General features: G+C 39.6%; 23 protein-coding genes and 1 pseudogene. 17 read left to right on the plus strand and 7 right to left on the minus strand.

From position 1 onward, the window contains the following. Together ABYD77_RS09760 and ABYD77_RS09765 are read left to right on the plus strand one after the other, a co-directional pair. Nucleotides 1-789 (plus strand): putative nucleotidyltransferase substrate binding domain-containing protein (locus ABYD77_RS09760; RefSeq protein ID WP_372769347.1); only part of this gene is annotated, 789 nt, incomplete at its 5' end. Beyond that, a complete protein-coding gene (locus ABYD77_RS09765) occupies nt 789-1,427 on the plus strand; it encodes a 3'-5' exonuclease (protein WP_372769386.1) in 639 nt (212 codons plus the stop codon). The genes ABYD77_RS09760 and ABYD77_RS09765, both read left to right, overlap by 1 nt. Nucleotides 1,428-1,437: 10 nt before the next feature. Here ABYD77_RS09765 and ABYD77_RS09770 read toward each other — a convergent pair whose 3' ends face one another. Next, nucleotides 1,438-2,640 carry a diguanylate cyclase domain-containing protein gene (locus tag ABYD77_RS09770; RefSeq protein WP_372769349.1) on the minus strand — a complete coding sequence of 401 codons (1,203 nt, stop codon included), beginning with the start codon at nt 2,638-2,640 and terminating at the stop codon, nt 1,438-1,440. A gap of 222 nt (nt 2,641-2,862) precedes the next feature. Between ABYD77_RS09770 and metA the strand changes: the two genes are divergently transcribed. The 4 genes from metA (at nt 2,863) to ABYD77_RS09790 (ending at nt 8,764) form a co-directional block, all read left to right on the plus strand. Further along, complete coding sequence (gene metA, locus ABYD77_RS09775) at nt 2,863-3,810, plus strand: homoserine O-succinyltransferase (RefSeq protein WP_372769351.1); 948 nt, start codon at nt 2,863-2,865, stop codon at nt 3,808-3,810. Continuing rightward, nucleotides 3,800-4,855 (plus strand): homocysteine S-methyltransferase family protein, encoded by a 1,056-nt coding sequence (locus ABYD77_RS09780; protein ID WP_372769353.1) that lies wholly within the window; start codon nt 3,800-3,802, stop codon nt 4,853-4,855. The genes metA and ABYD77_RS09780 overlap by 11 nt, the downstream gene beginning before the upstream one ends. Before the next feature lie 8 nt (nt 4,856-4,863). Continuing rightward, on the plus strand, nt 4,864-7,479 hold the full coding sequence (gene metH, locus ABYD77_RS09785) for a methionine synthase (RefSeq protein ID WP_372769355.1): 2,616 nt from the start codon (nt 4,864-4,866) through the stop codon (nt 7,477-7,479). Nucleotides 7,480-7,729: 250 nt separating this feature from the next. After that, on the plus strand, nt 7,730-8,764 hold the full coding sequence (locus ABYD77_RS09790; RefSeq protein ID WP_372769357.1) for an ABC transporter substrate-binding protein: 1,035 nt from the start codon (nt 7,730-7,732) through the stop codon (nt 8,762-8,764). Here ABYD77_RS09790 and ABYD77_RS09795 read toward each other — a convergent pair. Continuing rightward, entirely contained in the window at nt 8,761-9,720 is a 960-nt protein-coding gene (locus tag ABYD77_RS09795) for a hypothetical protein (protein WP_372769359.1), read from the minus strand. The genes ABYD77_RS09790 and ABYD77_RS09795 overlap by 4 nt on opposite strands. A 350-nt stretch (nt 9,721-10,070) precedes the next feature. On the opposite strand from ABYD77_RS09795, the gene ABYD77_RS09800 reads away from it, so the two are divergent. The 7 genes from ABYD77_RS09800 to ABYD77_RS09830 all read left to right on the plus strand — a co-directional run bounded on the left by ABYD77_RS09800 (nt 10,071) and on the right by ABYD77_RS09830 (nt 16,719). Continuing rightward, nucleotides 10,071-12,944 (plus strand): M16 family metallopeptidase, encoded by a 2,874-nt coding sequence (locus tag ABYD77_RS09800; RefSeq protein ID WP_372769361.1) that lies wholly within the window; start codon nt 10,071-10,073, stop codon nt 12,942-12,944. 177 nt (nt 12,945-13,121) lie between these two features. Continuing rightward, complete coding sequence (locus tag ABYD77_RS09805) at nt 13,122-13,526, plus strand: hypothetical protein (protein WP_372769363.1); 405 nt, start codon at nt 13,122-13,124, stop codon at nt 13,524-13,526. A gap of 22 nt (nt 13,527-13,548) precedes the next feature. Continuing rightward, nucleotides 13,549-14,130, plus strand: coding sequence for a sensor histidine kinase (locus ABYD77_RS09810; RefSeq protein ID WP_372769365.1), 582 nt, complete (start codon nt 13,549-13,551; stop codon nt 14,128-14,130). Continuing rightward, nucleotides 14,091-14,825 (plus strand): LytR/AlgR family response regulator transcription factor, encoded by a 735-nt coding sequence (locus tag ABYD77_RS09815; protein ID WP_372769367.1) that lies wholly within the window; start codon nt 14,091-14,093, stop codon nt 14,823-14,825. The genes ABYD77_RS09810 and ABYD77_RS09815 overlap by 40 nt, the downstream gene beginning before the upstream one ends. Before the next feature lie 77 nt (nt 14,826-14,902). Then, nucleotides 14,903-15,586, plus strand: coding sequence for a hypothetical protein (locus ABYD77_RS09820; RefSeq protein WP_372769369.1), 684 nt, complete (start codon nt 14,903-14,905; stop codon nt 15,584-15,586). Nucleotides 15,587-15,658: 72 nt separating this feature from the next. Further along, entirely contained in the window at nt 15,659-16,279 is a 621-nt protein-coding gene (locus tag ABYD77_RS09825) for a hypothetical protein (RefSeq protein ID WP_372769371.1), read from the plus strand. A gap of 149 nt (nt 16,280-16,428) precedes the next feature. Next, complete coding sequence (locus ABYD77_RS09830; RefSeq protein WP_372769372.1) at nt 16,429-16,719, plus strand: hypothetical protein; 291 nt, start codon at nt 16,429-16,431, stop codon at nt 16,717-16,719. Nucleotides 16,720-16,831: 112 nt separating this feature from the next. On the opposite strand, the gene ABYD77_RS09835 is transcribed toward ABYD77_RS09830, so the two are convergent. Then, nucleotides 16,832-17,299, minus strand: a complete 468-nt coding sequence (locus ABYD77_RS09835; protein ID WP_372769374.1) for an OsmC family protein — start codon at nt 17,297-17,299, stop codon at nt 16,832-16,834. A gap of 187 nt (nt 17,300-17,486) precedes the next feature. Between ABYD77_RS09835 and ABYD77_RS09840 the strand changes: the two are divergent. Both ABYD77_RS09840 and ABYD77_RS09845 read left to right on the plus strand, forming a co-directional pair. Continuing rightward, nucleotides 17,487-17,585, plus strand: a pseudogene (locus tag ABYD77_RS09840) (LysR family transcriptional regulator); the annotation flags it as partial. Continuing rightward, nucleotides 17,577-18,269 (plus strand): LysR substrate-binding domain-containing protein, encoded by a 693-nt coding sequence (locus ABYD77_RS09845; RefSeq protein WP_372769388.1) that lies wholly within the window; start codon nt 17,577-17,579, stop codon nt 18,267-18,269. The pseudogene ABYD77_RS09840 and the gene ABYD77_RS09845, both read left to right, overlap by 9 nt. 326 nt (nt 18,270-18,595) lie before the next feature. On the opposite strand, the gene ABYD77_RS09850 is transcribed toward ABYD77_RS09845, so the two are convergent. After that, nucleotides 18,596-19,771 (minus strand): MFS transporter, encoded by a 1,176-nt coding sequence (locus ABYD77_RS09850; protein WP_372769376.1) that lies wholly within the window; start codon nt 19,769-19,771, stop codon nt 18,596-18,598. Nucleotides 19,772-19,947: 176 nt separating this feature from the next. On the opposite strand from ABYD77_RS09850, the gene cysE reads away from it, so the two are divergent. Then, complete coding sequence (gene cysE, locus ABYD77_RS09855; RefSeq protein WP_372769378.1) at nt 19,948-20,769, plus strand: serine O-acetyltransferase; 822 nt, start codon at nt 19,948-19,950, stop codon at nt 20,767-20,769. On the opposite strand, the gene ABYD77_RS09860 is transcribed toward cysE, so the two are convergent. The 3 genes from ABYD77_RS09860 to xseA all read right to left on the minus strand — a co-directional run bounded on the left by ABYD77_RS09860 (nt 20,706) and on the right by xseA (nt 23,431). Continuing rightward, the gene (locus tag ABYD77_RS09860) at nt 20,706-21,488 is read right to left on the minus strand and encodes a substrate-binding periplasmic protein (RefSeq protein WP_372769380.1); all 783 of its coding nucleotides are present in this window, start codon (nt 21,486-21,488) and stop codon (nt 20,706-20,708) included. The genes cysE and ABYD77_RS09860 overlap by 64 nt on opposite strands. A gap of 124 nt (nt 21,489-21,612) precedes the next feature. Further along, complete coding sequence (locus tag ABYD77_RS09865; protein ID WP_372769382.1) at nt 21,613-22,089, minus strand: transcription elongation factor GreAB; 477 nt, start codon at nt 22,087-22,089, stop codon at nt 21,613-21,615. Further along, nucleotides 22,079-23,431 (minus strand): exodeoxyribonuclease VII large subunit, encoded by a 1,353-nt coding sequence (gene xseA, locus ABYD77_RS09870; protein ID WP_372769384.1) that lies wholly within the window; start codon nt 23,429-23,431, stop codon nt 22,079-22,081. Before xseA ends, ABYD77_RS09865 begins: the two co-directional genes overlap by 11 nt. 131 nt (nt 23,432-23,562) lie before the next feature. Between xseA and ABYD77_RS09875 the strand changes: the two genes are divergently transcribed. Further along, the coding region (locus tag ABYD77_RS09875) for an IMP dehydrogenase (protein WP_372769390.1) at nt 23,563-23,710 on the plus strand (148 nt) is incomplete at its 3' end.

The raw sequence follows: 23,710 nt of genomic DNA on the forward strand, positions 1-23,710 counted from the left end.
CAAGCGCGAGAAGAGCAAACTCTACACTCAGATCAAGACAATGGTTTACTACTGCCCGATAACCTTACACAGCCGCAATTGGATTACTTTAAAGCACTGGGTGAATTTGTTTGTGACAACCTAATTGCCTGCGGTATTAAAGAATGCCCTGGTGGCATTATGGCAAGTCGCGATAATTGCCGAATGGGACTGTCGGGTTGGCTAAATCAGTTTAGTTCATGGATTAAGAGCCCATCACCTCAGGCCATTTTAAATTGTAAAATCTTTTTTGATATTCGCTTTGTTGAAGGTTCAGAAAGTCTTTTCGATTCTTTTAGTAAAGGCATTTTAACAACCACTAAAAATCAAATATTTTTTGCGTCGATGGCGACGGATATCAACGCCAACTCTGTTCCTATCGGTTTATTTAACCAGTTTAAGCTTGAGAAAAATCAGCAAAAGCACAGCTATCTTGATTTAAAAAAGCGTGGTGTAGCGATTATTAATGATATTGTTCGCTTATATGCCTTACATCACAATATTACCGCTGCTAATACCCTAGAGCGCCTAGGCGCACTTTCTAAAAAGTCGGATGTAAATAAATCAGATATTTATGATTTGAAAGATTGCTGGCGCTACCTTACTCAGCTGCGTTTAAACGTACAGTTGCAACAAAAAGGCTTACCTGCAAACTGTATTGACCCAGAAGATTTAACTTCGCTTGAAAGACACCAACTTAAGGAGGCTTTTTACTTAATTAAACAGGCGCAACAAGCGGCTGCCTTTAAGTTTGCAAGAGGAAGTTTATGATGGGGTTATTTGAATCAATAAAGCGTTTTTTTGTGTTACCAGATAAAGACGCAGATGTGTTAAAAGCCAATTGCTTTAAAACCGATTATTTGGTGATTGATTTAGAGCTAACTGGCCTAAATGCAAAACAAGATGAAATTGTTTCTATCGCTTGGGTGCCAATCAGTCATCAGCGAATTCAAATTGGAAATTGCCAGCACTTTATAAATAATCAGGTAAGTAATCTCAATCAAAGCCCGGTTTTCCATGGTATAGACATTGATAGCTTAGCGCAGGGAGTGCCATTAAATGAGGCACTTAAAGCGTTAAATGAGCTACTTGATGACAAAATATTAATTTTTCATAACCAAGAATTGGACTGGTCATTTCTGCGACTAGCATTTAATAAAGCAGGCTTGTTACATAAGCCGCTTGCCATACTCGATACCATGCAAATTGAACATAAACGCCTAGCAAGACAGGGCCAAATTATTGCGCAAGATAGTCTAACCTTGGCAAATTGCCGTGAACGTTATCGTTTGCCTGAGTACCGTTGCCATAACGCATTAACTGATGCAATGGCCACCGCAGAGTTATTTTTAGCACAAGCAAATCAAATTAGTCGTGCTAACCTTCTGCTCGTTAAGCATTTAATGTGAACTGAAATGTTTAAGGCAGCGCTCTAATTGATTCATTCTTATGGAATGTAAATTGCCTTTTACCATTTTCTTTTGATTGGTAAAGTGCAACATCTGCATAATGAATAAGCTCTGTCGGCTTTAGGCTGTTTTCGTGAGTTGAAGATATACCAATACTCACACCTACATTAACGGTCTGATCTTCACATATTATTTGCTCGCAAATAGCATTAATAATACGTTGTGAAATAGTCGATACCTCATCATATGTTAGATTTTCATCAAAAATAATAATGAATTCATCGCCACCAACACGAGCTGCAAAGTCATAAGGGCGAATCATTTTTTGTATGCGAGAAGAAACCTCAACTAAAACGGCATCCCCCATTGGGTGACCAAAATTATCATTAATTTGTTTAAATCCATCTAAATCCAAGTATAAAAGATAAATATTTTGAGGGTTACGAAGGTGTTTTGCTGTTAATTCGTCAATTTTTTTAAAAAGATACTTACGATTTGCAAGTTTGGTCAAACTGTCATGTAATGATTCATGCTCTAACTCGTTTTGTAATTCCTCTCGATACATGATTTCCTTTTTAAGATTATTAACGCTTTCTTCTAACTGTTCGGTGCGCTTTTTTACCTGTGCCTCCAATTCAAGCTGGTAACTTTGCAGTTTAGTGTTTGCTTTCACTAATGCCTGTTGTGTATGAAAGGCATCGAGCGCAGATGAAATTACATGGCTAATAGTAAATAAAACATCAACTATAGTAGTGTCATATTCATTTTCATTGCGATAAGACTGAATAATAAACGCACCTAAAAATTCATTGCGGTGACTCAAAGGGAAGCAAAGCCATTGTTTGGGTAAGCTGCCAAGCATTTTTACTGTGCCTGTTTCAATGAGATTTTGAATATCATGGGCTTGATAGTTGCATACTCTATGGTTAGATAATGCGTAGGCCGTCAGAGTATGATTAAGCTCTTCTTTATCTATTCCTTGAAGCGAATCAACATCAATATCGTCTTTAACATCATGAAAGTAGGGAAATGTTAACCGCTCTTTATCGTCTTGCAGAACAACATAGAAGTTATCTGCATAAGTCACTTTTTGAAGTATGCAGTGAATATCGAGTAAAAATTTTTCAATTGATGCACTGCTATTTAGACAAGCAACTATATCCGTCATTCGTTCAATAACATGCTTTTGATCAATGTCTGAGTGTGTTAACACGGATTATTTAAACCACAGTGAAAAGTCAGCATGACTTTAAATATAGAAGTGATTAGGCAAAACACAAAAAAAGTTTTAGACATCTAAACATCTGGAGCTTGATATTTCTGGGTATCTGTTCATAATTGTCCTCAGGTTTGGATAAGCAAGTAGTGCAAGTATTAAAATTTTTATTCATACCTAAGGTTAAAGCTAATTTACCACAGTAATAAGGATAAAATGATGCCAATTACAGTTCGCGATCAGTTGCCCGCCATTAACACTTTAAGGCAAGAAAATGTGTTTGTTATGCCCGAAAGCAGAGCTAAAACACAAGAGATCCGTCCAATGCGATTAGCCATTTTAAACTTAATGCCTAATAAGGTTGAAACTGAGGTACAGTTTATCCGTTTATTGGCTAACTCTCCGTTGCAAGTAAATGTCGAATTATTGCGCTTAGATACCCATCGCAGTAAAAATACCTCTGAGCAACACTTAGATATGTTCTATAAATATTTTTCAGAAGTTAAAAACGAAAACTACGATGCGATGATTGTGACTGGCGCGCCGTTAGCACACCTAGAATATAGCGATGTTGGTTATTGGCAAGAATTGAAAGAAATTTTCGAATGGGCTGAACAGCATGTAACTTCTACCTTGTTTTCGTGCTGGGCCGCTCATGCAGGGCTATTTCATCACTACGGATTAAAGCGCAAACTTAAAGCGAAAAAGCTGTGTGGTGTATTTAAACATCAACGTTATTTTGAGCACGCAGCGCTAACGCGTGGTTTTGATGATGAATTTTTAGTGCCGCATTCGCGTTACGGTCATATTAATGAAGCGGATATTGCAAACCATAGCCAGCTAGAGGTTATAGCCGGTTCGCCCGAAGTTGGCGCGTTTTTAATCAAAAATAAATCGGGCTCTCAGGTATTTTTAACTGGTCACCCAGAATACGATGCAGATACTTTGAAAAAAGAGTATTTACGCGACTTAGAAAAAGATGAGAATGCGCCTAAGCCAAATAATTATTTTCCTAATGATGATACTAGCGCCAAACCAAGCAAAACTTGGCAGAGCCACGCCTTTTTATTATTTTCAAATTGGTTAAACTATTACGTTTACCAAACCACACCATATGATATTAACTTAGTCAGTCAAGACGTAAGGACTAACAATTATGCCGAATAAATCACTGCAGTTAAGCGCTGCATTAAAAGCGCGTATTCATATTCTTGATGGTGCTATGGGTACTATGATCCAGAAATATAAACTGGAAGAAGAAGATTACCGCGGCGAACGCTTTGCAAATTGGCATGTGTTGGTCAAAGGCAATAATGACTTACTAAGCTTAACTCAGCCGCAAATTATTGAACAAATTCACCGTGAATATCTTGCGGCAGGCGCTGATATTATTGAAACCAATACCTTTAACGCGACCACCATTTCAATGGAAGACTATGAAATGGCTAGGCTAAGCCGTGAAATCAATCTTGAATCGGCAAAATTGGCGCGCAAAGTGTGTGATGAATTTGAAGCACAAGACCCAGCTAAACCGCGCTATGTAGCGGGTGTGCTTGGTCCAACGTCAAAAACCTGTTCTATTTCGCCAGATGTAAACGACCCTGGTTTTAGAAACATTACCTTTGATGCTCTTGTTGAAGCTTACATTGAATCAACACTGGCACTTATTGAAGGTGGTGCAGATTTAATTCTGATTGAGACTATTTTTGATACGCTCAATTCAAAAGCAGCTGCCTTTGCGGTAGAAGAAGCATTTGAGCGCGCAGGCGTTACTTTACCTGTAATGATTTCTGGTACCATTACTGATGCATCGGGTCGTACGCTTTCAGGTCAAACAACCGAGGCATTCTACAATTCTATTCGTCATATTAAGCCTATTTCTATTGGCCTTAATTGTGCCCTTGGGCCAGATTTATTGCGCCAATATGTAGAAGAGTTATCACGTGTGTGTGAAACCTTTGTATCGGTTCACCCTAACGCAGGCTTACCGAACGAATTTGGTGAGTACGATTTAGAATCAGACGAAATGGCAAAAGAAATCGTGGATTGGGCAAAGTCGGGCTTTATTAATATTGTTGGTGGCTGTTGTGGTACGACGCCTGAGCACATTAATGCGATGTATCAAGGCACCAAAAATGTTGCGCCACGCCAATTACCAGAACTTGAAGTGCGTATGCGCTTAGCCGGCCTTGAAGCCTGTAATTTAAACTAGGAGCAAACATGACACGCAGTACAGCAGTATTTACCAATGTTGGTGAACGTACTAATGTTACGGGCTCAGCCCGATTTAAGCGTTTAATCTTAGAAGAAGATTACGAAACCGCATTAGAAGTTGCCCGTGAGCAAGTAGAAAATGGCGCACAAATTATCGATATCAACATGGATGAAGCCATGTTGGACTCAAAAGCCGCAATGGTACGCTTTTTAAACCTAATAGCGTCAGAGCCAGATATATCACGTGTGCCGATTATGGTCGATTCATCTAAGTGGGATGTAATTGAAGCAGGCTTAAAATGTATTCAAGGTAAGGCAATCGTTAACTCAATTTCACTTAAAGAAGGTGAAGAGCCATTTATTAAGCAAGCTAAAATCATTAAGCGTTTTGGTGCGGCTGCCGTCGTTATGGCGTTTGATGAAACAGGGCAAGCCGAAACTGCCGATCGTAAATTTGAAATTTGTCAGCGTTCGTACCGCATTTTAGTCGATCAACTAGGCTTTCCGCCGGAAGACATTATTTTTGACCCGAATATTTTTGCGGTAGCCACGGGGATTGAAGAGCACGACAACTACGCTGTTGAATTTATTGAAGGCACACGCCGCATTAAACAAAACTTACCGCACTGTAAAGTGTCGGGCGGTGTTTCTAACGTGTCTTTCTCGTTCCGCGGTAATGACCCAGTGCGTGAAGCAATCCACTCGGTATTTTTATATCACGCCATAAAAGCGGGTATGGACATGGGGATCGTAAATGCGGGTCAACTCGCGGTTTATGATGATATTCCAAAAGAGCTACGTGATGCAGTTGAAGATGTAGTACTTAACCGTGATTCTGAAGCAGGTGAGCGTTTAGTAGAACTTGCGCCAAAATACTCAGGCAAGGGTGTTGAAGCGAAAAAAGAAGATTTAGAATGGCGTAGCTGGCCTGTTGCAAAACGTTTAGAGCATGCCCTTGTTAAAGGTATTACGGAATTTATTGACGAAGATACCGAAGAGGCACGTCAACAAGCAGACAAACCAATTCAAGTAATTGAAGGTCCATTAATGGACGGTATGAATGTAGTAGGTGACCTGTTTGGCGAAGGTAAAATGTTCTTACCTCAGGTAGTCAAATCGGCGCGTGTTATGAAGCGTGCGGTTGCTTATCTTGATCCATTTATTGAAGCGGAAAAAGAAGAGGGTGCAACCAACGGTAAAATTCTAATGGCTACCGTTAAAGGTGATGTACATGATATTGGTAAAAACATTGTGGGTGTAGTACTGCAATGTAATAACTACGAAGTGATCGACCTTGGCGTAATGGTACCTGCAGAAACTATTTTACGTACCGCGATTGAAGAGAAAGTCGATATTATTGGTCTTTCAGGTCTTATCACACCATCGCTTGATGAAATGGTGCATGTGGCAAAAGAAATGACACGCCAAGGGTTTGATATTCCACTATTAATCGGCGGTGCAACAACATCAAAAGCGCATACAGCGGTTAAAATTGAACCGGAATATAACAAAGGCGTGGTGTATGTAAATAACGCCTCGCGTGCGGTTGGTGTGGCGTCAAGCTTGTTAAGCAAAACGCAAAAGCCAGAGTTTTTAGCAAAAACTACCGCTGAATACGAGAAAGTGCGTGAGCAACAAGCGCGTAAACGCCCACGCTCAAAACCAGTTACACTTGAGGCAGCTCGCGCTAATAGCGCACCAATTGATTTTGTAAATTACACGCCACCTGTGCCAAAACAGCTAGGTGTGACCGAGTTTAAAGATGTATCGATTGAGACACTACGTGAGTATATCGACTGGACTCCTTTCTTTATGACGTGGTCGCTCGCTGGTAAATACCCGCGCATTTTAGAAGATGAAATTGTTGGCGAAGAGGCAAAGCAACTGTTTAAAGATGCTAACGAGATGCTGGATGATTTAGCATCATCAAACAAACTGCAACCGTTAGGTGTGATGGGTATCTTCCCTGCTAACCGTGTTGAAGATGATATTGAAATATACACCGATGAATCTCGCTCTGAAGTACTTGTGACAAGTTGCCAGTTACGTCAGCAGACCGAGAAAAAAGACTTTCCGAATTATTGTTTAGCTGATTATATCGCGCCAAAAGGTACGCGAGATTACTTTGGTGCTTTTGCTGTAACAGGCGGATTAGAAGAAGACGATTTAGCGGATGTGTTCGAGCAGCAGCAAGATGACTATAACAAGATTATGGTAAAAGCGGTTGCCGATCGCTTAGCTGAAGCGTTCGCTGAATATCTTCATGAACGCGTTCGTAAAGAAATATGGGGCTTTGCTGCCGATGAAAACTTATCGAACGATGAGCTTATTCGCGAAAACTACCAAGGTATTCGTCCAGCTCCGGGTTACCCTGCGTGCCCAGAGCACACTGAAAAACAGAAAATTTGGCAGTTGCTTGATGTTGAAAATCGCATCGGTATGAAACTGACAAGCTCATATGCAATGTGGCCGGGCGCTGCGGTGTCAGGTTGGTATTTCTCTCACCCAGATTCGAAATATTTCGCCGTTGCGCAAATTCAGCAAGATCAGCTTGAAGATTATGCCAAGCGTCAGGGAATGAGTTTAGCTGAGGCTGAGCGCTGGCTTGGGCCAAATCTTTAATCTCAAAAAAAGGGAGATACCTTCTCCCTTTTCTATTTACAATCACATTTTTAGCTAACTGTTTAGCTTGTAAAAAACATGGTTTTAGCAAAACCATAATATAACTCCTTTCTTTTATTGGTTTTTTAATCTTTTAATTCGCTTTTGCGGTTATCTTTGATAATACTTTATTAATGATTATGTGAGTTTTCGGGCAAATGATAAAAGCGCTTAACTACCTAGTAATATTGGTAATTTTTTCTCAATTTCAGTGCGCGCTGAGCTCGATATTTTATTTGTAAGCCGGTCCATTCCTAACGAACCTTTTTGGCAAAGTGTAGAGGAAATCACCCAATCAGCTGCGCTGCAATTTGATACTAAATTGAAAGTGATTTATGGCATGGGAAACCGCATTGTTCAGTTGGAATCTGTTAAATCTTATCTAGCCAAAAATAAAAAACCAAACTACGCCATCGTATTAAATCACCCAGGTGGTTCACATGCATTAATGTCCTTATTAGATGAGAACAAAATTAAATTCGTCACTTTAGAGCAAACCATTTTTGATGAGGAACGTGAGAAAATTGGGCTTGCTGGCCAACATTATAAACATTGGATAGGTGAAATTTATTTCGATAATCATCAGGCGGGTAAACAATTAGCCAAGGCGCTAGCATTACTTAAAAATGCGAAATTGCCTAACAAGGAAACCCAAGTTGTAGCAATAAATGGGCACTATGGCAGTGAATCACAAGCGCGATTTAATGGCATGAGAGAGTACTTTGAAAGTAATCAGGGCATTGTTTATCAAGCGGTCCATGCGGGATGGTCAGAGCAAATTGCTTACAAGCAAACCAAAGCATTACTTGCACGCTTTCCGGAGGTTAATGTGATATTGGCTGCATCAGATTTAATGGCCTTAGGCGCCAGTGAAGCCGCGGTTGACAGTGGTAAAATACCGAATAAAGACATTTTTATTGGCGGTTTTGATTGGCTTACAAGAGCGGTTAAAGCAGTTGAAAAACAATCCCTAAGTGCTTCTATTGGCGGCCATAAAGTGATGGGGGCGTGGGCGCTGATCAGTATTATTCTGCACAACTTAGGTCAAGATCTGTTTGCAAAACAAGATAAGAAGAAACTTATTTTTAACCTTGATGTATTAACCAAGCAAAATGTTGCTCATTATCAAGCGCACAAAACAAAAATTAACTGGGAAGATTACAACTTTAAAGCGCTTAAAGAAAAAGTGGCTATACGCCACTCTATCGCAGGGCTAAGCCCGTTAAACCCTAACGAGCACAATTAACTGGCAAGTTGTTTTTCAGCTAAGTTTAATTCCATCGTTGCTTTTAATAAGCGGTAAAGATTAATTGATGCATCAATTTCTTCTTTACGGTTGGTTAAGCTCTCAATGTTTAAACCTAGTGGCACATCTAAATGAGCACAGCTTTGTAAAATAAGGTTTAGATTTTCACGGCAAATGCGCACTGATTCATTTAGTGATTGCTCAGAATCTAAAATGCGCCATTTAGTTGCTTCTGGCACAGAAATACCAAGCCACTGCATAAACTCTAATGTTTTCTCACTGCCGCACGGTGTAAAGGTTAATATAATACGGTTTGGCGTCAGGCCTTGTTGCTTGCAACTGCGGGCATAGCTTGTGATTAAGTCGATAGTTGCCTGTGCATCATATACCGCTTGTGAGATAAAATACTCACAGCCTTGTGCTGTTTTTTCTAATAAACGTTCATGTTCATTACGTTTTGATGCATGACGTTCTGCAATAGTAACACCACCTAAGAAAAACTTATTTTGATGCTCACTTAATGCTTTATACGCGTTCGATAAGCTTAATTTAATGTCACCTTCCGATGATGGGCTACCTACTAAGACTAAATTGTTCAAAGAGTATTTTTCTTTGGTTTCTGTTAGCCACGCATTAAATTCTTCTACACCACGCTGCGCTACACTTTTGTAGGTGATTACATCTAACTCTGATAAGTCACTTAACAGCAAACTGTATTCACGAGGGTCTACAGTGTGCTTAAACGGAAAAGGGCGTGGTACGCTGGTACGGCTACTTTCATCTTGAATGTCGTAAATTACTAAACCGTCATATTCAATCTCATGTAAACGACCTAATAATTTATTGGCAATTTCTTCAACTTTATCTTTTTCAGTACCCATTTTTGGTGGCGTAGTACCAATTAAATAAACGCCTTGTGTTGGGTCTTGAATTTTCTGTTGTAAAGATAAAGCCATTGTTCCGCACCATAAATAATTTCGATAGGGTAACTATAACAGACTTTTAGACGTCTAAATAGCTATAGCTAAAAATTGCGACTGAAAATTTTTGTAATTCAAGTTGAGATAAATTCATGTTATGAAGGTTTCAGGTTTCAGGTTTCAGGTTTCAGGTTTCAGGTTTCAGGTTTCAGGTTTCAGGTTTCAGCGTTCAAATCTGAATCCTGAGCTTTTGATTCTGAATTCTAATGTTGCAAAACATTTACACCCATTTACCGCAATTGCTCGCTTAACATCGTTAACATCGCCATAATTACCCAGTTTAGAAAAAATTCTATAGAAAAATAATCCAAACCAAGGGAAACAGTATGAAACTTAAATTGGTTGCAGCAAGTGTAGCAATTGCACTATCACTTGCTGGTTGTAATAGCACAACATCATCAAATAATGCGCAAGCTACCACGTCAGTAAAGGCTGAAAACAAAGTATTTGCACAAGATTACGTGTTAGACGAGCTTGATAACGGTCTTCGCGTTATGGTGGTTAAAACAGATTACCCAGATGTAGTCTCACTGCAAATTCCAGTATCAGTAGGTTCACGTAACGAAGTTGAAGCTGGTAAAACAGGTTTTGCGCACTTCTTTGAACATATGATGTTTAAAGGTTCTGAGAAATTCCCACAAGATGTTTACTCAGACATACTTAAAAATTCAGGTGTAGATAACCGCGCTTACACCACAAACGATTACACCAACTACCACCTTAATTTCTCAAAACAGCATTTAGAGACTGTGCTTGAAATTAAAGGCGATATTTTCCAAAATCTTAAATATTCTGAGTCACAATTTAGAACAGAAGCACTGACGGTTAAAGGTGAATACCTTAAAAACAATGCTAATCCAATCCGTCAGCTATTAAGTGCAGTGCGTAATGAAGCGTTTGAAAAGCATACTTACAAGCACACTACCATGGGCTTTTTTGAAGACATTGAAAAAATGCCAGATCAAATGGCTTACGGTGAAGAGTTCTTTAAAAAGTTTTATAAACCAGAGTATGTATCGCTAATTATTACCGGTGATGTTGACCCGATCGATACCATTGAACTGGTTAAAAAGCATTGGGGTGACTGGCAGCGTGGCGATTATGTTGCTGATATTCCAGTAGAGCCAAAGCAAACAGCGGCAAAATACCTGCATAAAGAAAGCGAAGGTTTACCAGGCCACTGGTTACTTGTTTCTTACAAAGGCCCTGCGTGGCAGCCGACGGAAAAAGACCGTGCTGCGGTTGATCTAATCTCGCAACTGTATTTCTCAAATAACTCAGCGCTTTACCAAGAGTTAGTGGTTGAAAAGCAACTTGCTAGCCAGATGTTTACTTATAACGCTGAAACGAAAGATCCGGGTTTATTGCACGTCTTTGTAAAAGTTGAAAAAGAAGAAGATTTAGCAAAAGCACGCGATGCGATTAATCGTACTTATGCAAAAGCGCGCACCGAGTTAGTTGATGCAGATAAGCTTGCTAACTTAAAGTCTAACCTAAAGTACAGCTTTGTGAATGGTCTAGATTCATCGCAAGCAATTGCGTCAACCCTTGCGAGCTACATGCATTTTGAGCGTGACCCTGAAGTGATTAATCAGCTTTACGCCACGGCAGATAGCATTTCTGCAGAAGATATTCGTGAAATTGCCAATAAGTACTTTATTGATTCGGGCCGTACAACTGTGACTATGTCGGCACTTAAATCGGTTAAAGGTTTTGAGCAAGAAGTTGACTTAAACGGTGCTGTTGCCGAAATGAGCAAACCGCAAGGCGATGCGAAATTTTCTGTACTTGATATGCGTAGCAGCTCACCGCTAGTTGATGTAAACCTATTATTCTACACTGGTGCAGCAGCTGATCCTGAAGGTAAAAAAGGCCTTGCAGCAATCACTGCTAATATGATTGCACGCGGTGGCTCTGAATCGCGCACTTACAAAGAAATTCAAAAAGCGCTTTACCCAATTGCTGGTAGCTTTGGCGTGCAAATTGATAAAGAAATGGTGTCATTCCGTGGCCGTGTTAATAAAGACAAGGTAGACGAGTGGTACAAAATTGTTAGTGACCAACTACTTAATCCAGGCTGGCGTGAAGATGACTTTAAGCGTTTAAAGAAAGAACAGCTTGATGGCATCAAAGCAGGCCTAAAAGCATCTAATGATGAAGAGCTTGGCAAAGAAGTGTTATACAGCAAGCTTTACCAAGGTCACGCTTATGAAAGCTACAACTATGGAGATATTTCTGATTTAGAAGCACTCACACTTGAAGACTTAAAAGCATTTTATAAAGCTGAATTCACTCAAGCTAAATTAAATGTCGGTATTTCAGGCTCCATGTCGGATGCAGCAAAAGCAAAACTGCTTAAAGACTTAAGCACACTTCCTGCAGGCAGTGAAAAGCGCCTAACGATTGCTGATGCGCCTAAGTTGGAAGGTCGTCATGCAACCATCATAGAAAAGCCAGCTAAATCAACAGCGGTGAGCTTTGGTTTCCCGATTGATACGATTCGTAGCGATAAAGATTGGGCGGCACTTTGGTTAATGCGTTCTTATTTTGGTGAGCACCGTAACTCAAACAGCTTCTTGTATCAGCGCATTCGCCAAATTCGAGGTATGAACTACGGTGATTACGCTTATATAGAATACTTCCCGCGTGGTATGTACCAAACAAAACCAGATGCTAACTTAGGTCGCTCTGAGCAGATTTTCCAAATTTGGTTACGCCCACTACGCTCTAACAATGATGCGCACTTTGCAACGCGTGTTGCTCAATACGAGCTTGATAAGTTAATTGAAAATGGCATGAGCAAAGAAGATTTCGAATCAACCCGTAACTTCTTAACCAACTTTGTGCCGCAAATGGTTGCAAGCCAAGATCGCCAGCTAGGTTATGCACTTGATAGCAAGTTCTACAATACCGATGAGTTTGTGGTGTATGTGCGTAAGCAGCTTGCGAGCTTAACTGTTGAAGATGTAAATCGTGTTATTCGTGACAACCTGCAAAATAAAAACATTCACTATGTATTTATTACCGGTGATGCAAAAGACATGAAAGCGCGCTTAGCAAACGAAACTGTTTCTCCGCTTAAATACAATGCTGAAAAACCAAAATCACTTACCGATGAAGATAAGGTGATTGAAAGCTACAAGCTAGCTATCGATAAAGCCAACATCGAAGTGATGGATGTGAAAGACGTATTTAAGTAAATCACTTAATTTTTGTTTTAAATCCGTTAAAAAGCCTGCATTTTGCAGGCTTTTTAACGACCGTTTAGCAAGTTTGTTATACCATTCAACTGATGATTTCTACAACTGAGTTAATTGCCGCTTGAGCGAGCGCATAGGCTAGGTTATGTTGCGTACAGGCAATTAATTAGAGAAATTATGACGTTTAGTTTAAAAGAAAAAATCAGTATCACCGTTTTACTGTTTTTAACTTATTTAATTCCCACAGTACCAGAGTGGCTTCATCATTCGTCAGGTCATTTTGATATCATCATTATCAGTGCACCGATTTGGCTTGCTTGTTTTTATATAGGACCTTATTGGCTCCACTATAAGCTAAGTCAATTCTCATTTATGCGTAACTTGCATGTCGTTTTGAAAGGAGCTGTATTTGTTGCGCTAATGTTTGTGGGGGCGATGCTTGTTAATGAATTACATTTTATGGCTTTTCCCCATTATCGCTTCACTTTATCAGATCAAGTGACTTCAGCAATTTTGGGGAGTATTTTACTTTTCAATGACACAGCTCTATGTGATATATCTACGTTTACAACAGGAGCGTAGGCTTCGAGAGAAAGTACAGTGGGTGAATTTAAATAATCGGTTGAACCCGCACTTTTTATTTAACTCACTCAATACAATTTCAGCCTTAATGTATCAATCAACTGAGCAAGCAGATGAAGTACTGCAAAAACTGTCAGATATTCTTCGATATTCTCTTGATAAACAAACAGAGCAAGTAACGTTAAGTCACGAAATTACCATTTGCAAAACATATTTAGCTATTGAGAAAGCACGGTTTACCGATAGTTTGCAAGTCACGTGGCTGCTTGATGAAACTCAAGTTAGCGATATTAAAGTACCCCCATTATTGTTACAGCCGTTAATTGAAAATGCGATTAAACACGTAAAGGTAAGGCCGATTAAACTGACAATTCGAATTCAAATTGAACAAGATAATTTAGTTTGCGAGGTTGCTGATAATGGCCAAGGGTTTAGTCAGACACAGCTTGATTCAAAACTTACTAAACAACCGTTAAATGACCTAGGGCATGGTTTAGATATTACTGCTAAACGACTTGCTTTAATGAATGGACGTTTAATTTTATCTAACCATGGAGGTGCAAGATGTCGGGTAACATTACCAATCAAAACTTGCGAATCGTGATTGTTGAGGATGAGGCGCCAGCTAGACAAAAGCTAAAAATGCAGCTGGCGCAAATAACGGGGGTTGAGTTAGTTGCCGAGTGCGATAATCCACAAGAGGCCATTACAAGCATAGAGCAATACCGTCCAGATGTGGTTTTGCTTGATATTGAATTGGGGGAATTAAATGGGTTTGATGTGCTGGATGCAATCTCGCACCCTTGCCATATCATCTTCACAACTGCTTATGGTGAGTATGCTATTCAAGCATTTGAAAGTCGTGCTTTGGATTACTTGTTAAAACCTTTTAATTTAGCGCGTTTACGCGAAGCATTATCGCGGGTGAACATAAAACCTAACGATGACAAGAGTCAGCTTAATACTTTAAGTGAGGTGCCTTTAATTTCAAAGGTCGGTGATAAGATGCGCGTTTTGGATTATCACGATATCACCTATATCACTACCAATAATGGTCTATGTCGTGCAGTTAAAGCAAATTCTGAACATCACTTAGAAGGCACATTAGACTCATTACTGACTATTCTGCCAAGCTTTTATTTAAGGGTGCATCGCAACTGTATTATTAATGCAAAAAAGGTACTGCAAATCGAAAAATGGCAAAATGGCAGCTACTTACTGCGCTTTAAAGATAATGCTCCCCCTGTAACGACAAGTCGGGGTGTGGCAACTGTAATTAAACACGCTTTTAACCTCTAGCAACTAAAAAACCATGATTAAAAATTAACGCTTTTAACTCGGTGGGGCTTTTTGCGGCCTAAATTTGGAGAAAAAATATGAAAATAGTACTTTTTTGTTTACTTAATTTGATTACCTTTATGGGATTTGCAAATACGCAATCGCCTAGCTTTGTGTTAAGCAATGTATTGCTACCTAACTTTGAAACTCAGCAATTGGAACATGTTAATGTTGCTATCGAAAATGGCAAAATAGCTAAGATTGTACCTTTTACAAATACCTTGCATCACAGTGATGTGCGTAATGGAAAAGGGAAAGTATTAATGCCCGCCATGATTGATATGCATTCTCATAGCATGGGTAATTCGTCGCTTGATCGTTCTGAGTATCAATACATTGGTATTCGTGGTACAGCAAATGCCATGATCTATGCAGGGGTACATGGTTGGTTGGACTTATTCAGCGATGAACAAGATATCCTAGGCTACCGAGACAAGCGTTATAGTCCTATCCGCAATGAAGCGTTTGTCTTTGCTGCTGGGCCTTGTTTTACCGTGCCTAATGGGCATTGTGATTTTGGTGAGCCAAATCGTTTGATTAATTCACCAGAGCAGGCTCGCGCAGAACTAATTGATTTGAGCAAGGCAAAACCAAATGTTGTGAAAGTCGTTTACGACGATAATTTGAAAAGACCAACCCTTGATAAAGCAACGTTTAAAGCATTTATCGACACAGCGAATGAATTGGGTATTAAATCGGTAGTTCATGTTGGTACTTGGTAAGATGTAAAAACAGCGAGTGAATTTGGTGCCACTGCAATTACTCACTTACCAAAGGATAAAATGCCTGAAGGTATGGCAAAGATATTGGCAAAAAATGGCACCATAGTGATCCCAACTGTCGGTGTAATGACTGAGTTGTTGTTTATGCATCAAGCAACGAAATCACAACTACACATCTCTGTTTTGAATATTCCAATGACAAAAGCGCTGGTGGATGAATCCCTTCTCAAGGACTACCCAGTTTCACAACAACATCCCCGCTATTTAACATGGTTAGAAAAATTAGATGCACAGCAAGTTGAGGGTAATATGCAAGATGCCTTATTACGGTTAAATGCACAGGGCGTTAAGTTGTTAATTGGCTCAGACTCTGCAAATTTAGCAATGTATCAAGGTGTAGGCTTTCATCGCGAGCTATTTCACTTAGCGCGATTTGGTCTTTCACCATGGCAATTGATTAAATCAGCAACCCTTGATGCCTACGCATTTTTAGACATTGACTGGCAGATAAAACCTGGCGCTGATGCACACTTTTCGTTGCATAGCGCTGACGTCTTTCAAGATATTTCGCTATCTACAGATGTGAATGAAATATACCTGTATGGTCGAAAAGTCGATCGTGAGCCGTTGTTACATTATGCCAAACCTGGCCTTATTCAATATGCCAAGTTATTTTTGGGTTTTGAGCGGTAAGACGATTGGTTAAAATAAGCTAATCGCAAGTTTACTTAAAAATATTAACTAATAAGTAAATTACATGGCTGAATAAATGGTTAACGCAATGAAATAATGAGGCTAACTTAGTGCATGTTTGTTCATGCGACATATTGATAGGAAGCTTTATGATTAAAAAATTTGCGTTGGTAAGTGTTTTACTAGCCAGCTTAACAGCCTGTAAAACGACAGTGCCGGTGAGAAACTTTAACAATAATTTAGTACCAACAACGAACCAAACATTAACACAAATGGATGTTGTCAAGGCAATTTTAAAAGCCTGTGTTCAGCTTGGTTGGCAAAGTCAAAAGCTAGAATCCGGTAAGATTGCTGGACAGCTTAATATTCGTAGCCACCAATTAATGGTGATATTAACTACAACGCTAAAACCTATGATATTAAATATAAAGACTCGGTAAATTTAAAATACAATGGTAAAAAATTCACCGCCAATATGTTAACTGGGTCAATAATTTGATTTGTCATACTAATGCAGAACTGATTTAAGCTTAAAGGCAGCCAAGGCTGCCTTTATTCGTTTAATGTTATATTAATCTCAAAATTAACTGAACGCGCTAGAAAGCAGGCTTCATGAGCTTGGTGGTGTAACTCTGCCAAGCTTTTTTTATGCGCAATTGATTGCTCTGCCAATATCACTTCAGGTTTTAACGTCACTCCTGTGATACATAGTTTGCCATTATCATTTTTAGCAAGTTCGCCAATAGCGTTATCAGAGTAACGCTCAATCACAATACCTTTATTTGCGGCAAAGTGCAGAAAAAATAACATATGACAACTTGCAAGCGATGCAATAAAGGCTTCTTCAGGGTCGACAAAGTCAGGGTTAGAAAAGGGGGCTGGCACTATCATTGGAGAGGGTGAGGCAGGCATTGAAAAGCCGCCATCAAAATGCCATTGATGAACTCGGTTGTAACGCCCATCGATAAACATTTCATTAGGCGCTTTTTGCCATTCAATTATGGCACTGTGCTTCGACATTTTGTTTCCTAATTTAAAACAGGTTTAAAGGAATTTTGCTGGTTATCTGTTGTTAAATAAAGTGATAATATTTTCAAGTGATATGAGTAAAATTTGAATCATAAGTATGAACACTAGCCTGTTATCCAATTTACACACCTTTGTTGTGGTCGCTCAGCAGCTTAACTTTAGCTGAGCGAGTGATTTACTTCACATAACGCCAAGTGCGGTAAGTCACCAAATGAAGCAGCTAGAAACGCATTTAGATGTAAAATTGTTTATTCGCCAATCAAAAGGTGTGGCACTTACCAGTGAAGCTAAACAGCTTTATAGCTCAGTTAAAAAAGCCTTTTCAGAAATAGAGTTTGGTGTTGAAAAAGCGCAAGCACCGAAAATTAAAAAGCTGGTTATAGCGGCGATCCCGAGTGTTGTTTCTTGTGTATTAGTGAATAAATTAGCCGAGCTGCAAGCTTTGCTACCTAACAACCAAATACACTTTATTAGCCAGTATCAAATAGTTAACTTTGAACAGCAAAATATAGACTGTCATATTCATTTTGGTAACGCCAAATATGCAAATGCGGTAGCTGAAAAGCTTGCAAATGAAGTGGTTTATCCGGTATGTGCGCCAAATGTCTATGAAATGCAGCATGAATTGCCTTTGATACATTATGCTGCAGGAATGGAAGACAAACCCGGTGGCATAAGCTGGCAACATTGGCAAAAGCATTTTAAACTTCCCGCAATGTCAGCCCAATTTGTGTTTGATGAAGTAGGCCTTACATTAAATGCAGCTAAAAATGGTGTAGGTAAAGCACTCGCTTGGCATCAACTAGTAAAACCTTTAATTAAAGATAAGCAACTAAAACGCATTGATGAAGCGCAAATTACATTGCCATTTAGTTATTACTTTGTCACACCTAAATGCCATACCCACCGAGTTGAACTCACGATTTTGTATCAATGGTTGCAAACACAATTTGCTAACTAAAAAGGGTATTAGCTTGTCGTTAAATTAGGGTCTGTTGACCTTTTAAGTTCGTTTTTGCAGCAGTTTGATTGGCTTTTATACAAGGCAGAGGCTGCGTGGCATAGTTATTCTATGTGAGTCAGCCGATAACACAGCAGAAAACCCAATCAAGCGCTGCGGAACGGTTCTTTTGAGCGCACTTTTCTTATTGTTGCCTACATGGATGTAGGTAAGGGGCGAGAGCAGGACGCGGAAGCTTTGCTCGATATTTGCTTAGATTGCTAGGTCACACATCGAGCTCCGCGATAAAAGTACGCTCAAAAAGAACAAAAATAGAACAGCATAGATCAACAAACCCTAACCTTTAGCTGCGCTTTTTGCTTTATTTTATAGACTGTTAACCAAGTCATTGTTACTGCTAAAATAGGTAATGTAACTAGATTTAATGTTTGCCAACCCGCAGTGGCTTCTAACCAACCTGCGCTTAACGCTGAAAGTGTCACCATGCTAAACACTAAAAACTCGTTAGTCGCTTGGGCTTTAGCACGTTCATGGGGTAAATAAGTTTGGCTTACCATTTGTGTCGCGCTGATAAACATAAAATTCCAACCGACACCGAGTAAAAATAACGCTGCTAAAAAGTGCCAATGGCTTAAACCCAGTAAGTTTACTAAGCAGCAGAGCGCTATTAATACAATTCCCGCATACATCATGGTGACTTGGCCAAAACGTTCAATTAATTTACCGCTAAAAAATGAAGGTAAAAACATGCCTAATACATGCCATTCAATCACCAATGCCGATTCTGCTAAGTCAAAGCCATGGCGATGCATCGCCAGAGGTGTTGCTGTCATTAATAAGTTCATAACCGTATAACTTACCATGGCAATAAAAACAGCGGTCATAAACTTAGGCGCAGTAGTAATGATTCTTAGCGGTCGGCTTTGTTCGTTATTTTGCGTATGAGAAATTTCATTAAACGTCACCAATTGCAGTAGCATTAGCGCGATTGAATATAAAAATGCGAGTGCAATAAATGCATTAGCATAATTGAGCGTAGGGTAGTGATGGTTTACCCAAACGGCTAAATTAGGGCCAAGTATTGCAGCTACCACACCACTTGCCATTACGGTTGAGATTGCCACAGCAGGTTTGTCACTTGCTTCAATGGCAGCAAAGCGATAAAGCGTGGCAAAGCCGATACCAATACCGATTAAAAACGTGGCAAAACTAAATAGCCAAAACTGGCTTTGCATCAAACTAAAGTAACCAAGCACAGCACCGCAAATGCCTATGCCATTACCAAGGCTAAATCCAAGTTTTCTGCCTGTTTTGGCCATAATTAATGATGCAGGGATCGTGGTCACTAAAAGTCCGAGCATTTGCATCGCCACAGGGAAAGTAATAAAGGTTGTACTTGGACTTAATGCTTGCCCAACCAGAGCGGAAATGGTTACAAGTAAAATGTTTCCTGTGGTGATAAGTCCTTGGCAAAAAGCCAAAAGTACAACATTCTTATTCATTTAAGTATTCGGTTATTTTTAATTAGGGGGCACCATTTCTAGCACACATTTATCTAAAGGCAAATAAATCAGTCTAACAACTTATCTTTAATTACTTACCCAAGTTAACAAAAAGCGTTAAACTCGTTTAAAATTAAGCTATAGAGCTAAAAGTAGTTAAAGTGATTGGTGTTGTTATGCGTCATAAAATTTGGCAAGAATTACGTAAAGAAGCAGAAGCCCTAGTGAAAAAAGAGCCGTTACTGGCAAGCCACGTTTATTCGTGCGTATTAAATCACGAGTGTTTAGGTTCTGCGTTAAGCTTTATTGTGGCTAATAAATTATCAGACGCTGTAGTATCAGCCTTCACTTTCCGCGAGTTATTTGACCAAGCATTTGTTAATTGTGACACCATGCTTGACAATGTTGCCCATGATATTAAAGCGGTGCGAGACCGCGACCCTGCGGTTGATAACTACCTAACGGTGCTTTTAAATCTCAAAGGCTTCCAGTCAATTCAAGTACATCGTTTAGCACACTGCTTATGGCGTCAAGATAGAAAAGAACTTGCGCAATTTATTCAGAGCCGTAATTCAGAAGTCTTTGGTGTTGATATTCACCCCGCATGTAAAGTGGGTAAAGGCATCATGTTTGACCACGCAACGGGGATTGTTGTTGGTGAAACCGCTGTTATTGAAGATAACGTATCGATTTTACAAGGGGTTACTTTAGGTGGTACAGGTAACGAGCAGGGCGACCGTCACCCGAAAATTCGCCATGGAGTACTGATTGGCGCTGGAGCAAAAGTACTCGGAAATATCGATGTCGGTGAAGACGCCAAAATTGGCGCAGGATCCGTTGTTGTGGCTGATGTTGCAGCACATACAACTGTTGTGGGTGTGCCTGCGAAAGTGGTTGGTAAGCCTACTACAGAGTGCCCTGCAGAGACAATGGATCAGTGCTTTGTAACTGATATGTCTGATGAGGCCATATGTTCGCTATCGAGTGCTGCACTGTAAAACCGTTTTTCTAATATTTCAATTTCACCACTTTCAGACAGCGCATTAATTGCTTTTGCAAATGCGCTGGCCTTTGAATGTTCATCAATTTTATAAGGTAAATTATCAAACGAAAGAGCTTTATCTGCTTGGTAGTTTTCGTTTGTTATTGCATTGAAGTGCTTTGATTTTTTGGAAAACCCTAAATACATTGGTTTTGCGTCAAAACAGCATTCATGAATTTTTACCTGCGCTTTAGGGTTGTTTACTAAGTAATAGGTTATCGATGCTTTGTTGTAGATAAAAAAATCAGCCTGCTTTTTCTCAAGTACTTTAACGGCATCGCTGATGCTTAAATCTTGACCGTAACGCACTAAAATATCTTGTTGCTCAACTTCTAACTTTCTACCCCCATAGGGCTTTAGTAACACCTTATTATTTAAATCATTGAGCGATGCTATGCTTGGTATATCCTTGTGTGTCAGTATGACGCTATGGCTGGTTAAGCCATTTTCAAAAAAATAAACGTCGTTACTGCGCTCTTTGCTAAAACCGAAACCAGGGTAAAAATCGACATGCCCTTCTTTGAGCAATTTGATAATGCGTTTTTTTGGGGCTCTTTTAACTTTTAATGTGCAGTTAATACTTTCTGCTGCACGTTTAAAAATTGCTTTGTAAAGTCCGTTATCTGAGGGCATGGCATCTATTAAAGGTAAGCGTGCGCTTGTGCGGTAACCCATAATAATTTCACAGCTAAAGGCAAGACTGCTGCTGAATATCAGAAAAAACAAAAAAGATAAGAGATACATCAGGTTACACTTAAATATTAACGTTTGTTAATAAAAGCACATTCTGATTTTATACTCAAATAAGTTCGTAAATTTCGTACTCTTTAGCTAACCAATCAAAATGAATTTCATCACCAACAAATTGCTTTAACAGCTTTTTTGCAATTGGCGCATTCGGCGTCACAATTTGGCACACGACATCATCTAGTACTACTTTATTGCCGCCAGCGACGGGTAAAATGAACACCCATAATGGTGTGTCGGCTTGGCAATCAACGAGGTGAACAAGGTGGCCGAGCTTTACTTGCTCGTGTTGATTTGGAAACTGCGTTTCTTTAAGTACATGAATATCTTGTCTAAGCGACTCTATACGTTTACTTTGCCCTTCAGCAAGGTACGCCATTTCTATGCCTAAACTGTCGTACTGCGTTTCAGCCTTGCTTTGCTCATGAGTGGCATCTTGGTGAGCGTGCTTTGCTGACTGCGCAGCAATTTCTAGGCTATTTTCAAGTTGTGATATCAGCCTATCAATTACCAATTGTTTATTTATCATCGCGCTTTGATACCTGTATAACTGTGCTGTGCATATGGCCATCGGCAAATTGAGTTATAAGGTTATCACCTTCTTTTAGTTGCTCTACAGAGTTAACAACCTTATTGTCTTTTTGCGTCATTGAGTAGCCACGCGCTAATACTGCAAGAGGGCTGGTGGCATTTAATTTTGCTGCCAAGACCGCAAGTTGTTTTTCAGAAATCTCTAATTGCTTGGCTTGGCTTGAATGCAGCCGGGTTACAAGGTTTTGTAGATTTTGTGACGCATGAGTAAGTTTGGTTTGAGGCGTCGCTTTTTCTAATCTTGCTTTTAATGTGTGTTGATTATACTTAGCAGATTCAAGTTGACGGCTAATGCTGTTCAGTAAACGAATTTCAAGCTCATCTCGTAGTTGCGTCTGTTGGTTTAAACGGTTGTTAGGGTGATATCGTAATAGGCGTTGTTCAAGTACTTGGTAATTATGTGATGCAACTTGTAAATGCTTAACCATGTGGTGATGTAATTTGCTTTGCAGTACATCAATGTGCTGAGTTAAATGGTTTTTGTCTGGGCTTACAATTTCTGCTGCTTGAGAAGGTGTTGCAGCACGTAGGTCGGCAACATAATCAGAAATAGTGGTATCAATTTCATGACCAACAGCACTTACAACTGGCAGCTGAGATGCGAAAATTGCGCGTGCTAGCATTTCGTGGTTAAAGCACCATAAATCTTCCATTGAACCGCCACCTCGGCCTAAAATAATGACATCGACTTCATTGCGCTGATTAGCAAGCTGTAATTGTTCAATAAGCTGGATATGGGCTTCATTCCCTTGCACTAGCGCAGGGTAAATTACCACCTCTAGTTGTGGTGCGCGTTTTTCAAGTACCGTAAGGATATCTTTAATGGCAGCGCCAGTAGGCGAAGTGATGACACCTAAACGGCGAATGTTATTGGGTAACGGCTTTTTAAATTCACTGGCAAACAAACCTTCACCAGCTAGTTTCATTTTTAGCGCATCAAACTCTTGCTTTAGCTGGCCTTCACCTGCTGGCTCAATATGTTCAACTATTAATTGATAATCACCACGGGGCTCGTAAAGTGATACACGTGCGCGAACTAAAACTTGGTCACCGTTTTTTGGTTTGAAAGTTGCGCTACGGTTATTGCCGCGCCACATGGCGGCGCGAATTTGCGCATTATCGTCTTTTAAACTGAAATACCAATGCCCCGAACTTGGCGCAATAAAATTTGAAATTTCACCTGTCAGTTGCAATGAAAAGAAATTTTGCTCAAGTAGATAGCGGATCTCTTTGTTTAATAGGGAAACGGTATAAATTTTTTGTATCTGATTTTGCAACATAACAGTTTGATTTAGCGCTGAATGGAAAATATTCTAACACAAAATATCAAATTTTATTTTACTAGAATGAGATTCGCTGATAAAATCCACCCGCAACTCCCTATACCCACATATATCATGAGAAGTTGCAAATGCTTAGGATCGCTAAAGAAGCTTTAACCTTTGATGACGTACTTTTAGTACCAGGCCACTCAACTGTATTACCACATACAGCTAACCTTAAAACGCGTTTAACCAAAACAATTGAACTAAATCTGCCAATCGTTTCTGCATCTATGG

This window comes from Pseudoalteromonas sp., assembly GCF_041629635.1.
GTDB lineage: Bacteria > Pseudomonadota > Gammaproteobacteria > Enterobacterales > Alteromonadaceae > Pseudoalteromonas.